The following is a 16,196-nucleotide window of genomic DNA, read 5'->3' as shown; positions in this document are numbered from 1 at the left end:
CTCCTTCAGGCCGTTGCAGTGCCGCGGGTGACCGCGCGGCCGATGAATGCGATGAAGCGATCAAGGAAGAAGCCGACGACGCCGACGTAGATGAGGGCGACGATGATGTCGCTGATCAGCGAGGAATTCCAAGCGTCCCAGATGAAGAAGCCGATACCGACGCCGCCGATGAGCATTTCGGCCGCGACGATGGCGAGCCAGGAAAGGCCGATGCCGATGCGCAAGCCGGTGAAGATGTAAGGAGCGGCGGCCGGCAGCATGATCTTGGAAAAATATTCGAGCTGGTTGAGACGCAGCACCTTGGCGACGTTCTGATAATCCTGCGGGATGTTGCGGATGCCGACGGCGGTGTTGATGATGATCGGCCAGACCGCGGTGATGAAGATGACGAAGATCGCCGAGGGATTGCCGTCACGGAAGGCGGCGAGCGACAGCGGCAGCCAGGCGAGCGGCGGCACGGTGCGCAGGATCTGGAAGATCGGATCGAGACCCTTCATGGCCCACTGGCTCTGCCCGACGAGAACGCCCATGGCGATACCGACGACGGCGGCGATGGCATATCCCACGGCCACGCGCTGGAGGCTGGCCATGATGTGCCAGGCCATGCCCTGATCGGTGCCCTGACCGATGTAGAAGGGATGGACGATCAGATCCCAGCTCTCGGCCATCACCCGCGTCGGGGACGGCAGGCTCGATGTCGGGGAGGAACAGATGAGCTCCCAGGCCGCGAGCAGCACGAGCAGCGTCACGAGCGGCGGTACGAGATCACTCGAGATAGCCGACAGGCGACGCATGAAGGGCGTGGGGGCCGGACGATTGACCGGAGCGGTGAAGGTGACAACCTGAGCGCTAGGCTTCGTCTTGGCCGGGGCCGTGTTGAGATTGGTGACGGACATGCCGGTCTCCTGGGAATGAGGGTTGCGGCCGACGCGCCAGGCGCCGGCCGATCGGGTCCGGTCAGGCGAAGCGCTTGATCGAGAGGCTCTGCAGGTAGGCTTCCGGGTTGGCCGGATCGAAGGTCTTGCCGTCGAAGAAGGTCTCGACGCCGCGCGACGTGGAGGCGGGCACGTCCGTGATGCCGAGATCCTTGGCGGCGGCGCGCCAGATGTCCTCGCGATTGACCTTGGAGATCAGCGCCTTGATGTCGGTGTCCGCAGCATATTTGCCCCAGCGCATGTCCTCGGTCAGGAACCATGCATCATGGCTCTGGTAGGGGTAGGAGGCATGGTCGGCCCAGAACTTCATCAGATGCGGGCTCTGGTCGACCACCTTGCCGTTGCCGTAGTCATATTCGCCCTTCAGGCGGCCGACGATGTCCTTGGCCGGCACGTTGAACCAGGCGCGCTTGCCGATGATGGCGGCCAGTTCTTCCTTGTTGGCCATGTCGTCGCACCATTGCTGGGCTTCCATGATGGCCATGGTCAGCGCCTTGGCGGCATTCGGGTTGGCTTCGACCCAGTCGCTGCGCATTGCGAAGGACTTTTCGGGATGCTTGTTCCAGATCTCGGCGGTATTTGCCGCGGTATAGCCGATGCCCTGATTGACCAGCTGCGCATTCCAGGGTTCGCCGACGCAGAAACAGTCCATGGTGCCGACCTTCATGTTGGCGACCATCTGCGGCGGGGGAACGACGATGGTTTCGACATCCGTATCCGGATCGATCCCGCCGGCCGCGAGCCAGTAGCGGATCCAGAGATCGTGCGTGCCGCCGGGGAAGGTCATGGCGACCTTGGCCGCCGTGCCTTCGGCTTTCTTCTTCGCGAAGACCTCCTTTAGAACGCCGGAGTCGATGCCGACCTTCAGGTCCGCATAGGCCGAGCCGACCGAGATCGCCTGGGCATCGAGATTGAGCCGGGCGAGGATCGACATGGGCAGCGGCTGGTTGTTCTGGGTCACCTTGCCGGCGGAGATGAGGTAGGGCATCGGGGTGAGGATATGCGCACCGTCGATGCCGTTGCCGGCGGAGCCGAGCACCAGATTGTCGCGCGTCGTGCCCCAGGATGCCTGCTTGACGACATTCACATCCGTCATGCCATGCTTGTCGAAGAAGCCCTTCTCCTTGGCGATGATCAGCGGCGAGCTGTCCGTCAACGCGATGAAGCCGAGCGTTGCCTTGGTGGTCTCCGGCCCTGCCCCTTGCGCAAAGGCGCCACCGGGGAAAGCGGCCTTCGCAGCCGTGAGGAGTGCTGCGGTGGCACCGGTCTTGAGGATCGAGCGGCGGCTCAGGGACTGGGTCAGAATACGGGTCATCGAAGGATATCCTCTGGTGAAACGGGCGGAAGCTTTGAAATTCGGCACAAAAAAACGCCGCTCGGAAAATGCATCCCAAGGAGCCTGAAGCTCCGGAGCAAAAACCTTGCGACGTCGGTGTCATTGGGTGAGCGCATCTTGCGCTCTTTCGCTTCAATCGCCGTTGACTGAGCAGTTTCTAACAAGCAAGCGGCGTGCCAGATGCCTTTAAATCAATTAACTGTATGAATATAAACCGTAATTTCTATAGTGCATGAAAGATAACCAATATTCTTCTTGCTTATCTTCTAGCCAACTGCGCGCAATCCAGCGAAAATCGTGCATCGCAAAACGGCAGCGACTATTAGGTTTCCTCGCCGACCGGGCTCAAAGCCTGCTCGTAACGCACGGGAAAGGCGGCGACGTAATCCGGGATGCGTTCGGGATCGAAGGTAAAACCATCCATGAAACGATCACCATAGGACGTGCCTTCCGCCCGGAAATCAGCGTCGTCAGGCCCCGTGCCCAGAGCGGCACGATAGAGATCGGGGCGATAGGCTGACACGGCTTTTTCCGCCAGCGCCGGCGACCACTCGGCCTGTCCCCAGCGGAGCATCTGACTGTAGGTCCAGAGCGCATGACCCGGCCTGGGATAGTTCGCAAAGCCGCCATGAAAGGTGAAGTAATCCGGGATAACCCGCCGCTCGCCGCTGCTGTCGAGGCTGAACTCGCCAGCCAGCACCCGACGGATGATATCCACCGGCGCCGCGATGTAGTTCGGCTGCGCGAGAAGCGCTGCCAGTTCGTCGTGATTTTCACCCTGATCGCACCACCGGGCGGCCGCATCCAGCGCGGTCAGCAGGCGAGAGACGGTTTCCGGGTGGCTCTCCGCCCAGTCCGGACGCATGCCGATGACCTTCTCGGGCGCGGACGGCCAGATGTCCTGCTTGGCCGCGACGATACGGCCGACGCCACGTTCCGACGCCACCATGTTCCACGGCGCGCCGACGCAGAAACCATCGATAGCGCCTGCGGCCAGCGCATCGGACGTCAGCGGAGGGGGAACGACGACCAGCTTCACGTCCCGGTCGGGATCGATGCCACCAGCGGCGAGCCAATAGCGGAACTCGTAATTGTGAGACGAGAACGGATAGGTCATGCCGAAGGTCGGCGGGACCTCGCCGGCATCGCGCATTCCGTCGAGAACGCGGCGAAGCACGCGGGCCTGCGCAAGCGCATCGGCTCCATCAGGCGCGCCGGCATCGCGCATGCGGGCAAAGAGCCGCGTCGACAGCGTGATGGCATTGCCGCCGCGCCCGAGCGAAAACGGTGTGATCGTCGGTGACGGGTTCGAGCCGAGCCCCAACATGGAGGCGACGGGCATTGGCGAGAGCATATGGGCGATATCGAACTGACGGAATGCCAGGCGATCCCGCACATTGGCCCAGGACACGTCGCGCACGAGATCGAGCGCCAGCCCCTCGCGGGCCGCAAAACCGAACTCCGCCGCCGCAATCAGAACCGAGGCATCGACAAGAGGAATGAAGCCGGCCCTGAGGACGCGGGAGCCCTCGCTCTTCGTGCCCCTTGCCGGTGTCGCGAGGGCAGCGCCGGGCGCCACGAGAGTGGTCGTCATGGGCATATCCTCCGATCGTTTGGGTAGCGGCAGAACGCAGCGGTCATGTCAGCAGACCCGCCGCCGTCACGACACTTTGGGCGATATCGGCGATCTTCTTCTTCTCGTTCATGGCGGTCTGCCGCAACAGGGTGAACGCTTCTTCCTCCGAGAGCCCGCGCATCTTCATCATGATGCCCTTGGCACGTTCCACCACCTTGCGCTCCTCGAGAGCGGATTTCGCTTCCGCCAGTTCACGCTGCAGCCTCGAAAAGGCATTGAACCGGCTGACGGCCATGTCGAGGATCGGCTTCACCCGCTCCTTGCGCAGGCCATCGACGATATAGGCGGAAACCCCGGCATCGACGGCGGCCTCGATCGAAGCCGTATCCGAGCGATCGACGAACATGGCGATCGGGCGACTGACAGTTCGGGTCAGTTGGAAGAGATGCTCCATCATGTCCCGGTTCGGGTTCTCGAGGTCGATGATGATGACGTCCGGCTTCAGTGTCTCGATGATCCGGGCAACGCCATTGACCTCGTGGATGACCGTCACCTTCAGATGCCCGGCCTCGCGCAGGCCCTCCTCGATGATCGAAGAGCGGATGGCATTTTCATCGATAACGAGGATCGTGAGATCGGCGTGGCGCATGCGCCTATTCTTGTGCAGCGCAACAGAATGCGCAAGCGGTCCCGCTGCAACATTTGGGCGCGCAGGACAGCGATGCGTCTTCGTGCTTGCTCGCGACCGGACAATAATTGTAACGGTGTGTTCGAAACGGCCGGGATACAATGTCCGTCTGGGCTCGCAGGCGCCGTGACCGACGGCGTTTCGCGTCTCGGACGAAGCATCTCGATCGAGCCGTTTGCGCACGCAACGTGTCTTGCCCGGTGCGAGACGTGAAGGAAAGTCTGACATTCCATGACCGCATCCGCCGGCCCTGCCCAGCAGGACACCGCAGGCACGAAGAAGTTCCTCGTCCTGCTCATGGGATCCATCGGCGTCGTCTACGGCGACATCGGGACCAGCCCGCTCTACGCCTTTCGCGAAGCGCTTCGCCCCTTTTCGCATGACGGCATCAGCCATAACGAGGTCATCGGCCTCATCTCGCTGATGGTCTGGACGCTGACGATCATCGTCACCTTCAAATACGTCCTCTTTCTTCTCCGTGCCGACAATGACGGCGAAGGCGGCACGCTGTCGCTTCTCGCTTTGCTGATGAAGAAGACAGGGCGCTACATGCCGGTTCTGTTCTTTGCGGGCATTATCGGTGCCGCCCTGTTCATCGGGGATGCCATGATCACGCCGGCGCTGTCGGTCATGTCCGCCGTCGAAGGGCTGAAGCTCGTGACGCCCGCGCTCGGTGACTACGTGCTGCCGATTTCGGCTGCCATGATGGTGGGCCTTTTCGCTGTCCAGTCTCGCGGTACCGCCGCCGTCTCCAATTTCTTTGGACCGATCACCATTCTCTGGTTTCTTGCCATGGCCTGGGGGGGCATCCTGCATATCGGTGACGACTATACGATCCTCGAAGCTCTCAATCCCGTCAACGCCGTGTGGTTCATCACGCATGCGGGCTTCGTCGGCCTGATCGTGCTCGGCGCCGTTTTCCTGACCGTCACCGGGGCCGAAGCGCTCTACGCCGATCTCGGTCATTTCGGCCGCAAGCCGATCCAGGTAGCGTGGTTCATCCTGGTCTTCCCGTCGCTGGCGCTCAACTATCTCGGCCAGGGCGCCTTCGTCCTGGCGCATCCGGAGGCGGCGGAAAACCCGTTCTACCTGATGTATCCGGACTGGGCGCTGTTGCCGGTCGTGCTTCTGGCAACGGCCGCCACGATCATCGCCAGCCAGGCCGTTATCACCGGCGCCTTTTCGCTGGCGCGGCAGGCGGTCCATCTCGGGTTCCTCCCACGCCTGCAGATCACCTTCACCTCGGAGACGAATACGGGGCAGATCTACGTTCCCGCCGTGAACACCCTGCTCTTCGTCGGCGTTCTCGTGCTCATCTTCACCTTCGGGGACTCGGAGTCGCTGGCGACCGCCTATGGCATCTCTGTCACCGGCGCCATGGTGGTTACCACCCTCATGGCATTCCAGTTTCTGCGTTCTGTCTGGAAATGGAGCGCCGTTGCTGCTGGTGCGATCCTCCTGCCGTTGCTGCTTCTGGAAACCGTGTTCCTCGCCGCAAACCTTCTGAAGATCCATGACGGCGGCTGGGTGCCCGTGCTGCTGGCGGCCACCATCATGGTCATCATGTGGACATGGCGAAAGGGCTCGATGATTTTGCGCGAGAAGACTGCGCGCAACGACATCCCGCTTGAAACCTTCATCCGGTCCATCGAGAAGAAGTCCGATCACGCCCCCGTCGCCGTTCCCGGCACGGCCGTGTTTCTGACCAGCGTGCCCGACAAGACGCCGGCCGTGCTGCTGCACAATATCAAGCACAACCACGTCCTGCACGAGCAGAACGTCATCCTGACCGTTCGCACCGCGGATACGCCCTATGTGCCGCCTGCATCGCGCATCGAACTCATCCGGATTTCCGAGCGCTTTCTTCGAATCCAGATCACATTCGGATTCATGGACGACCAGAATGTGTCCAAGGCGCTGGGCCTGTGCAAGAAAGCGGGTTTCAAGTTCGAGATCATGCAGACGTCGTTTTATGTCGGAAGACGCAACCTGATCAGCGACCCGAACTCGGGTCTGCCCAAGTGGCAGGATCGCCTCTACATCGCGCTCGCGGGCATCGGCATCGATCCTTCCGACTACTTCCGGCTGCCGGCAAACCGGGTTGTGGAACTGGGCGAACAGGTGACGATCTGATTGCAAGGGAGACGCGTATTTTGCTGATCTCCACGATCGATCTCGCATCATGCGTTGCGGCAGACACCGTACGAAGCCCTTACTCCTATGGCATTTGGACCCATCTTCTGCTAACCAGCGCACCGACGCGCCTCGGTATCGGTAAGAATGAAGAGGCGACAGGCACCGCCCCCTTACGGGTCGCCGTCATCCAGCAGGCCTCAAAACCTGCACATTTTCGGGTCATCCAGCGCCGATATTAAGAACATTCAGCCTCCATTCATGCAAAGGAGGGCGTTGTTCTTCTGTGGCCGGGAGAAAATGAAATGAGTCTATCGACAAACGGGCTAGCTTGTTGCTGTACTCATCTCCGCAGGCGCCATTACGCCATAAAGTTGAAGGCACAACCAATATATCGAAGATTTGTTATTTAGTTATATATAACGTACAGCGAACCAAGTGATCCAGGTTCCTAGGTAGGGGCCGCCATCCAGGAGAAGTTCTGATTGATTTTTCGGGACCCAAGTGCAATCAGCAAGTCACACTGCAGACAGTTCAGAGCGTTCGATAAAAGATGACAGCAGAAATCATAGGGCGCGCCTGCGTCGCTCCGGGAGCTGATTCGCCTCAAGCGCTTTTCCGGCTTCTGCGGCAAGGCAAATGTGCGGTAACGCGGATTCCATCGGACCGGTGGGACCTTGCCCGCTTCTGGCATCCCGAAATGGGCAACCCCGGCAAGACCTATTCGTTTGCCGCCGGCGTGATCGACGATATCTACGGTTTCGACCCCGCCGCGTTCGGCATGTCGCAGCGCGAAGCCATGTACATGGATCCGCAGCAGCGCGTTCTCCTGCAGTTGGCATGGCGGGCGATCGAGGATGCCAACATCTCGCTGACATCGCTTCAGGGCGAGAATGTCGGTGTCTATGTCGGCGCGTCGAGCCTCGACCATGCCAACCTGACGGTCGAGGACCCGGCTGCCGCCGGCCCCTACTTCATGACCGGCAATACGCTGTCCGTCATTTCCAACCGTATCTCCCACATCTTCGGACTCAGCGGCCCGTCGATGACGATCGATACGGCCTGTTCGTCCTCCATCGTCGCGCTCGATCAGGCGATGCGGGCCTTGAACGCCGGAGAGATCGATACCGCCATCGTCGGCGGCATCAACATTCTCGCCCATCCCCTGCCCTTCGTCGGCTTTGCGCAGGCACGCATGCTGTCTCCCGAAGGCCTTTGCCGCGCCTATGACAATGATGGCGCCGGCTATGTGCGTGCCGAAGGCGGCGTCGTGTTCGTCCTGCGCCGGTCGGACCGGGCCCGGCAGGAAAAGGACCGCAGTTACGCACGCATCGTCGCGACCGGCACCAACTCGGCCGGCCGCACGAACGGCATTTCGCTGCCGTCGCGCGAATCCCAGGCAGCCCTGCTGCGGTCGATCTACGAAGGCAACAATATCGATGCCAATCAGGTCGCCTTCGTCGAGGGCCATGGCACCGGCACGAAGGTCGGCGACCCCGCGGAAGTCTGGTCGATCGGCACGGTCATCGGCACGAACCGGCGCGCACCGGTGCCGATCGGCTCGATCAAGTCGAATATCGGGCACACCGAACCTGCATCCGGCCTCTTCGGCATGCTGAAGGCGGTCATGGCGCTGGAGAACAACTATCTCCCGGCATCGCTGCATTTCGATACGCCAAACGAGAACATCGATTTCGACGGATTGAACGTGCGCGTCACGGCCAACCCGATCGAGCTTCTGCGCGGCAAGCGCGCGCGTCTAGCCGGCATCAATTCCTTCGGCTTCGGCGGCGCCAATGCGCATGTCGTGATTTCCGATCCCGAGCCCGTATCCGAAGACCGCCAGCGGAACGCGGCTGCCGGCCATATGTTCATGGCGAGCGCCCACACGGCGAGCAGTCTCGAAGAGCTTCTGCGCGCCTACAAGTCATCCTTCGCAAAGGCCTCCCGCGAGGAAGCCCGCGCCATCATCGCCGCATCCGGCGCAAACCGCACGGCCATGCGTCATCGCTTCGCAGCCCGCAGCGAGAACCCCGAAGACATCATCCGCGCCATTTCGAGCCATCTCGAAGCGCCGGCTTCCGATCTTGGCGAGACCGGCGAAGCCGTCACGCGCGATGCGAAGGTCGCCTTCGTGTTTTCCGGAAACGGCTCGCAATGGGCCGGCATGGGTGCGGATGCCTTCCGTGAGAACCTGCATTTCCGCCAGTGCTTCACCTCGATCAGCGCATTGTTCAAGTTCCACGCGGATCTCGACCTTGCAACGCTTCTGACCGATCCGGATCTCGCCCAGAAGCTGACAGACACCAAGATCGCCCAGCCGCTGCTCTTTGCTGTGCAGGCAGCCCTGTCCGATTCGCTCGTCGCCATGGGAATCAAGCCGACAGCCGTCTTCGGTCATTCCGTCGGTGAAATCGCTGCCGCTTACGCCGCCGGCGCCCTGTCGCTGGTGGATGCGGTGGCAATCGTCGCCAAGCGCTCCCTGCATCAGGATCTGCTGGCCGGCAAGGGCACCATGGCCGCGGTCATGCTCGGCGACGAAGCCGCGCAGGCATTTGCAGAAAAGCATGGCATCGCCAACGTCTGTGTCGCTGCGATCAATGCGCGCAACTCCGTCACCATCTCCGGCCCCGTGGCCGAGGTGACCGCGTTCCGGGACGCCGCCCGCAAGGCGAAGATTCCGGTCCAGATCCTCGACATCAACTACCCGTTCCATCACCCGATCATCGATCAGGCCAAGAAGGCCTTCATGGGCGATATTCCGGATCTGGCGCCGCGCACCACGGAAATCGCCTATCTCTCGACGGTCACGGGCGAGCGCCTCGACGGATCCCAGCTGGATGTCGACTATTGGTGGAAGAACGTGCGCGAGCCCGTTCGTTTCCAGGCGGCGACGGAAGCGGCCATTGCTCTCGGCTGCACGCTGTTCCTCGAAATTTCGCCCCGCCCGATTCTGTCGTCCTACGTGAAGGAAACGATCAAGGCGGCGACCGCGCCGGGTATCGTCGTTCCGACCTTGCTGAAGGAGGCTGCGGCCAAGGGGATCGATCCGGTTTCACGCGCTATGGCCCGCGCCATGGCGCACGGTGCCGACGGTAACTCGACCCGCCTTTTCGGCAAGAGGAATGCGTCCGTACGCCTGCCGCTGCTGCCGTTCGAACCGACCGAACTTCGCCCGGCCGTCACCAGCGATAGCGCCGACCTCTTCGGCCGCGGCTCCCGCGTGCCCTATACCCTTGCCGGCTGGCGTGCCGATCTCAACGGCGGCAGCTGGAAGAACCATATCGACGGGCATCTCTTTCCGGATCTTGCCGAGCACGTCGTCGATGGCAAGGCCATCCTTCCGGGCAGCGGGTTCATCGAGATCGCCATCTCCGCGGCGCAGCAGTTCTATGGCACCGGCGAGGTCGAGATCACCAATCTTGAAATCGTGCGGCCTCTGGAACTCGGCGATAACAGAATCATGGAACTCTCCACGCTTCTGTCCCCGGAGACCGGCGACATCGAGATCCGTTCGCGCGAACGCCTGACGGAAGACGATTGGGCGGTGCATGCGGTCGCCCGCTGCCGCAAGCCGATCGCCCGTAACGACCATGTCCGCCCGGATTTCAAAGGTCTGGAAAAGACCGAGACCGTCCTTGCGGCGAAGGCCTACGAGACGGCACGGCAGTTCGGTCTGGACTATGGCCCGAGATTCCAGCTGATGTCGAAGGCCGTCGCGTTCGGTGACAAGTTCATTGATGTCGAGCTGAAGACGCCGTCCGAAGCGGGTCACCCCTTCGTGTCCTACAGCCTCAACCCGATCTCCGTCGATGCGACCTTTCACGGCATGGTGGCGCTGTTTGGCCGCTTTACCGGCGAAGCTGGCGGCGCACCCTATATTCCCGTTCGCTTCGGCTCGGTGCGGCTTGCAGCCTCCGGTCAGGTGATCAAGCGCGCAATCGCCGAGGTGGAGCGCGTCAGCGCAAATTCGATCAAGGCCAGGTTCCGTTTCTACGGTGAAGACGGCACTCTCGTCGCAGCGTTCGACGACTGCCGCTTCCGGCGGACCTATCTGCGCCAGCACAAGACGCTGGACATGCTGTCCTACCATTATGAGGCGGTGCCCTCGGAAACGCTTGCCGCCATGCAGCCAGCGCAGTCGAAGCCGCTGCCAGCCGTCCTCCTGCCAGCCGACAGCGGCGAAGGAATCGACAACACGACGCTTCTGTTCAACGCGGCCATCTACCGGGCCTGCCACGAGATCGCGTTGAAGCTCGCGCGCGGCGGCAACCAGGTGGACATGCGGCTTCTGCCCGGCGATGTCGGTTTCCGCTGCTTCCTCAGCAACTGCCTCGTCGTTCTCGAAGACGCCGGTCTTGCCGAACACACGGACAATCGCTGGACGATTACGGCGGATTTCACGCTGCCTCCGGTCAGTGAAATCCTGAAGGAACTCTACGCCGAAAATGCCGCGCGCGCCGTCGAGGCCGTGCTGATCAACGATACCTATACGGAAGCGCTCGATCGCTTGTCGGCGCTCTATGCTGCGGAACTGTCCGGCCAGAGCGGCGAGGAGGCCGTCGTCCAGACGACCGGCTTCATCAGCGAAGCAACGCTCGATCATCAGGCCGTCCATTCGCTGGCCACGCGCCAGCGGACCGACATGGTCTATGCGGCACTGGAACGGGCCTTGTCATCCATGGAGACGGGCCTCCGCATCATCGAGCTTGGTACGGTCTCTGCCAGCTTTACGCGGCGCCTTGCGGCTCTTGCCGTGCGCCATGGCGCAAGCCTTGCCGTGGTCGAGCCGCGGGACAATGCGCAACGAAACCTCGAAATCGCGTTCGAGGACGATGCGCGGGTCTCCGTCCTGAAGAAGGACGCGTTCACGTCCGTCAAGACGGTCGATATCGTCGTCAGCGCCTCCGACATGCTGTTTGTTCTGGTGGACGAAGATCCGGCCGTTCGCGGCATTCTCGGTCACGCCATGCGCCCGGGCGGCGCCTTCATCGGCGCGACGACAGCGCCGACCGTATTCAGCGATTTCGCCTATGGCCTCACGGACGGATGGTTTGCGCGAAGCCAATCGCCCGAGTTCCCGATCGGCCGGTTTGCCACCGCGCTGCAGTGGGAGAAATGTCTTGCCGACCTGAGGCTCGCCGACATCGTCGTCGATGATCGCGATGGTGCCTATGGCGCGCTGATCGCCCTGGAAGCAAGAGCCGGCCGTTCGGCACCCGACGCAGCCTCGCAGGACGTTGCGGCGATGTCGCATCACCCGATACTCGCAATCGGGATGGCGCCCGCGGTCTCCGCTCTGCCGTCTTCCATTTCCGACTGTGTAATTGTTCCCGTGACGCTCACGGGTGAAAACGAGGCCGACAAGGCCCGGCTTCTCGACGCGTTCAAGGGTCTTCAGGGGCGCGCCATCCGCGCGGTCTACCTGTCGCCTGTACCATCCACCGATACGCTCGGTGATTCCGAGCACTTGCAGACCATCGTCCTGTCGCTGGGTGCATTTGGTGAAGCCGTGCGCGCGTTTCATGCAGATCGCGAACCTGCAGGCGAAGAGCGCCCCCGCTTGGCACTGGTTGCCCCGGGCGGATCGCCGGTCGCTGCGACATCGGCGCTGAACAGCGGCGTGTGGACCTTCTGCCGCGTTCTTCAAAACGAGTACGACGTGATCGATCTTCACATGGTCGATGCTCCCGCTGCGAACCTTGCCGAGATCGAAACGGCGCTTACCCTCGCCGCTACACTGATCGAGAGCCGACACGAGAACCGCGAATGGGCCGTCATCGACGGTCGCGCGCAGGAAATTCGTGCCGTTCCCGGCCCGGTGGAAGGCACCCTCCGCCAGACCCGGTCGTTTGAGGCGGCGACCATCCGCCAGCGGGTGGCCTCGCAGGTCGGCAGTATCGCTTGGGAAGCCACAAGCCTGCCGAAACCCGGCCCGACGGATGTCGTCGTCGAAGTCGCCGCCACCGGCCTCAACTTCCGCGACGTGATGTGGGCTATGGGTCTTCTGCCGGAAGAGGCACTGGAAGACGGTTTTGCCGGTGCGACGATCGGCATGGAGCTTTCCGGCCATGTGGTCGCGCTCGGCAGCGAGATCACGGATCTGTCGATCGGAGATCCCGTCATGGCCATGGCTTCGGCCGCGTTCTCGACGCATGCCGTCGTCTCGCGCGCGGGTATTGCCCGGCTGCCGGAAACGGTCAGCCCGGTTGCCGCTGCCACAGTTCCCGTCGCCTTCCTGACGGCCTATTACGCGATGATCGAACTTGGCCGCATCCGCGCCGGGGAAACGATCCTCATCCATGGCGCGGCCGGCGGTGTCGGTCTGGCAGCGCTGCAGGTGGCAAAGCATGCCGGTGCCAAGGTGATTGCCACCGCGGGCACTCGGGAGAAACGTCACTTCCTAACGATGCTGGGTGCGGATCACGTCTTCGATTCGCGTTCGCTGTCCTTCGTCTCGGACATCCGCGCGGTAACACATGGCGAAGGTGTCGATCTCGTTCTGAATTCGCTCTTTGCCGAGGCGATGGAGCAGAGCCTGTCGCTGGTCAAACCCTTCGGCCGCTTCCTGGAACTCGGCAAGCGCGACTATTTTGCCGACAGCAAGATCGGGCTACGACCGTTCCGTCGGAACATCAGCTATTTCGGCATCGACGCCGACCAGCTGCTCGTCAACCAGCCGGACCTGACGAAGCGGATCTTTGCCGAAGTCGGACAGCTGTTCGAAGAAGGCAAGTTCGTACCGCTGCCGTATCGCGCCTTTGCGCATGATGAAATCGGCAATGCTTTCCGCCTGATGCAGAATGCCGGGCATATCGGAAAAATCGTTGTGCTCCCGCCCGTATCAGGTCGGGATTCCGTTTCGGCCGGGGCCGGCGCGCGGATGACGGTATCGGGTGACGGCGTGCATCTCGTGGTCGGCGGTATCGGCGGTTTCGGCCTTGCCGCAGCCAACTGGCTCGTGGAAAAAGGTGCGCGCAGGATCGCGCTGACAACCCGTCGCGGTGTGGCCGATACCGACACCTTGGACGCCATCCAGCGCTGGGAAACCAAGGGCGTCGTTGCCAGTGTTCACGCCTGCGATATCACCGATGTCGATGCGACCGCTGCGATGCTGGCCACGCTGCGGCGCGATGGACCGCTGAAGGGCGTCATTCACGCCGCCATGGTGCTCGATGATGCGCTGATTTCCAATCTCGACCGGGCGCGCAACCGTCCCGTCATCGACACCAAGGCAAAGGGTGCCGCCGTTCTCGACAACCTGACGCGGAAGGACGATCTCGACATCTTCCTGCTGTTCTCGTCGGCGACGACCTTGGTCGGCAATCCTGGTCAAGGCAATTATGTCGCGGCCAACGGTTATCTCGAAGGTCTGGCACGGGCGCGGCGGGCAGCGGGGCTGAAAGGTCTTGCCATCGGCTTTGGCGCGATCGCCGACACCGGCTATCTGGCTGAGAATACCGACGTCAACGACATTCTGTCGAAACGCATCGGCAAGACGGCCCTGAAGGCACAGGCAGCGCTTGATCAAGTGGAAGCCTACATCGTTGCCGACCCGGGAACGGTGAATGCGGCAACCGGGATGATTGCCGAGTTCGACTGGGCGGCAGCTCGCAACCTGCCGGTCGTTCGCCAGCCGCTGTTCGAGGTCGTTATGCGCACCGCCGACCAGCACACCGGTAGCAGCGACGGCAGCACGCTGGATCTCGTTGCCATGATCGAGGGCAAATCGCCACAGGAGGGCGAAGACCTGCTTTATGAGCTTGTGGCGAACGAAATCGCCGCAATTCTGCGTGTTTCCAAGGATACGATCTCCCGGAACAAGGTCTTGAAGGAAATCGGCCTGGACAGCCTGATGGCCGTGGAACTCGGCATCAGCTTCCAGCAAAATACGGGCTTCGACATGCCGCTCTCAGGCGTCGCCGACAACACGACTGTCGGGGATGTTGCGCACAAGCTGTACGACAAGGTCAGCAAGCGCGATCAGGGGAGCGACGAGGAAGAGCCGCCGACGGAAGACAAGATCCTGAGCGAACTGACACAGCGCCACAAGGCGACGTCTCCGGAGAAAGTTGCAAGCCAATGAGCGACGATCGGCAACCTGCTGCATCCAAGATGAACAGCAGCCTGCGGGAAAACCTGCTCGACCGGATGCGCAACACGCATCAGTCATCCGAGCGCAACCGGATGGCGCGGTCCGAACGCGAGGCGCCGACGCCGGTGCGTCGGACACAAATGCGTTTCGAGGACCTGCCGGAGTACAAGCAGGTGCAGACGCAGGAGGCAGCCAGCGCACAGCTCGGCATCGACAATCCCTTCTACCGTGCACATGCAACGGCGGCAGGCGCGACCACCATCATCAACGGTCGTGAGCTGATCAACTTTGCCTCCTATGATTATCTTGGTCTCAACCGGCACCCCCATGTGCTGGAAAAGGCCAACGAGGCCATCGGAACCTACGGTATTTCAGCGTCGGCCAGCCGCCTCGTGGCAGGGGAACGTCCGGTCCATGGAGAACTGGAAGAGCGGATCGCCCGTTTCTACGGCGTGGATGCCGCCGTATGCTTCGTCAGCGGCTACCTGACCAATGTCGCGGCGATCAGCTGCCTGCTCGGCCCGAAGGATCTCGTCGTCCATGACGAGTTCATCCATAACAGTGCCCTCGCCGGTATAAAGCTCTCCGGCGCCACGCGCCGACTGTTCAAGCACAACGACGCCCATGACCTCGACACGGTCCTGCGAACGGTTTCCGGAGACTACCGCCGCATCCTCGTGATCGTCGAAGGCATCTATTCGATGGATGGCGATGTGGCCAATCTGCCGGCCATCATCAAGCTCAAGGCCGAATACGGCTTCTGGCTGATGGTGGACGAAGCGCACTCCCTCGGCATCCTCGGCCGTCGTGGTCGCGGCACGTTCGAGCATTATGGAATCGACTCGAAAGAGGTCGATATCTGGATGGGCACGCTGTCGAAGACGACGGCGAGCTGCGGCGGCTACATCGCCGGCAACGCGGCACTTGCATCCGTACTGAAGGCAACCGCCGGAGGGTTCGTCTACAGCGTCGGCCTCGCGCCTGCGCTGACAGCTGCCGCCCTCGGCAGCCTCGACATACTGGAGAGTGAGCCGGAGCGAGCTGCCGCCCTCAGGCGCAACGGAACGCTGTTCCTGAAGCTCGCGCAGGAGGCCGGCCTCGACACGGGACTGAGCGCCGGCTTCTCCGTCGTGCCGGTTCTCGTCGGCGACAGCCTGCGGGCCGTGCAACTCTCGAACGACCTTCTGGCAGCCGGCATCAACGCGCTGCCGATCATTCACCCTGCCGTGCCCGAGGGCTTGGCACGCCTGCGCTTCTTCATCACCAGCGAACATACCGAAGCACAGATCCGCAAGACGGTCGCGCTGACCGCGGAGAAGCTGAAGGACCTCACCGACCGTAATTTCGGGCTGGCCTCCATCGACATCCAGCAGATGATGAAATTGCTGGCGGCCCGGTGAAACCGGCACGACGGCCTTCGGTAACGCACGCGT

At 62.1% G+C, this 16,196-nt stretch carries 7 protein-coding genes; 3 read left to right on the top strand and 4 right to left on the bottom strand.

The window, feature by feature from the left end; translation table 11 throughout:
* Positions 1 to 5 precede the first annotated feature (5 nt).
* The 4 genes from ntrB to BSG19_RS07835 form a co-directional block, all read right to left on the bottom strand.
* Entirely contained in the window at positions 6 to 896 is an 891-nt protein-coding gene (gene ntrB / locus BSG19_RS07850) for a nitrate ABC transporter permease (protein ID WP_092986526.1), read from the bottom strand.
* A 61-nt stretch (positions 897 to 957) separates the two neighbouring features.
* Positions 958 to 2,250: a CmpA/NrtA family ABC transporter substrate-binding protein gene (locus tag BSG19_RS07845; protein WP_092986525.1), complete on the bottom strand. Its 1,293-nt coding sequence runs from the start codon at positions 2,248 to 2,250 to the stop codon at positions 958 to 960.
* A gap of 343 nt (positions 2,251 to 2,593) precedes the next feature.
* Entirely contained in the window at positions 2,594 to 3,865 is a 1,272-nt protein-coding gene (locus BSG19_RS07840; RefSeq protein WP_092986523.1) for a CmpA/NrtA family ABC transporter substrate-binding protein, read from the bottom strand.
* A 43-nt stretch (positions 3,866 to 3,908) separates the two neighbouring features.
* Positions 3,909 to 4,496: an ANTAR domain-containing response regulator gene (locus tag BSG19_RS07835; protein ID WP_092986521.1), complete on the bottom strand. Its 588-nt coding sequence runs from the start codon at positions 4,494 to 4,496 to the stop codon at positions 3,909 to 3,911.
* Between the two features lie 270 nt (positions 4,497 to 4,766).
* Between BSG19_RS07835 and BSG19_RS07830 the strand changes: the two genes are divergently transcribed.
* From BSG19_RS07830 to BSG19_RS07820, 3 genes are all read left to right on the top strand, one after another.
* Complete coding sequence (locus BSG19_RS07830) at positions 4,767 to 6,668, top strand: potassium transporter Kup (protein ID WP_092986519.1); 1,902 nt, start codon at positions 4,767 to 4,769, stop codon at positions 6,666 to 6,668.
* Positions 6,669 to 7,221: 553 nt separating this feature from the next.
* Positions 7,222 to 14,754 (top strand): type I polyketide synthase, encoded by a 7,533-nt coding sequence (locus tag BSG19_RS07825; RefSeq protein WP_092986517.1) that lies wholly within the window; start codon positions 7,222 to 7,224, stop codon positions 14,752 to 14,754.
* Positions 14,751 to 16,163, top strand: coding sequence for an aminotransferase class I/II-fold pyridoxal phosphate-dependent enzyme (locus BSG19_RS07820; protein WP_170865892.1), 1,413 nt, complete (start codon positions 14,751 to 14,753; stop codon positions 16,161 to 16,163). Before BSG19_RS07825 ends, BSG19_RS07820 begins: the two co-directional genes overlap by 4 nt.
* The last annotated feature ends 33 nt before the right edge of the window (positions 16,164 to 16,196 follow it).

Origin of the sequence: Rhizobium sp. NFR03, from assembly GCF_900111275.1 — a bacterium.
In the GTDB taxonomy this organism is placed as follows: domain Bacteria; phylum Pseudomonadota; class Alphaproteobacteria; order Rhizobiales; family Rhizobiaceae; genus Ferranicluibacter.
The sequence above is the reverse complement of the archived record's forward strand: the minus strand, read 5'-3'. Positions and strand labels throughout refer to the sequence as shown.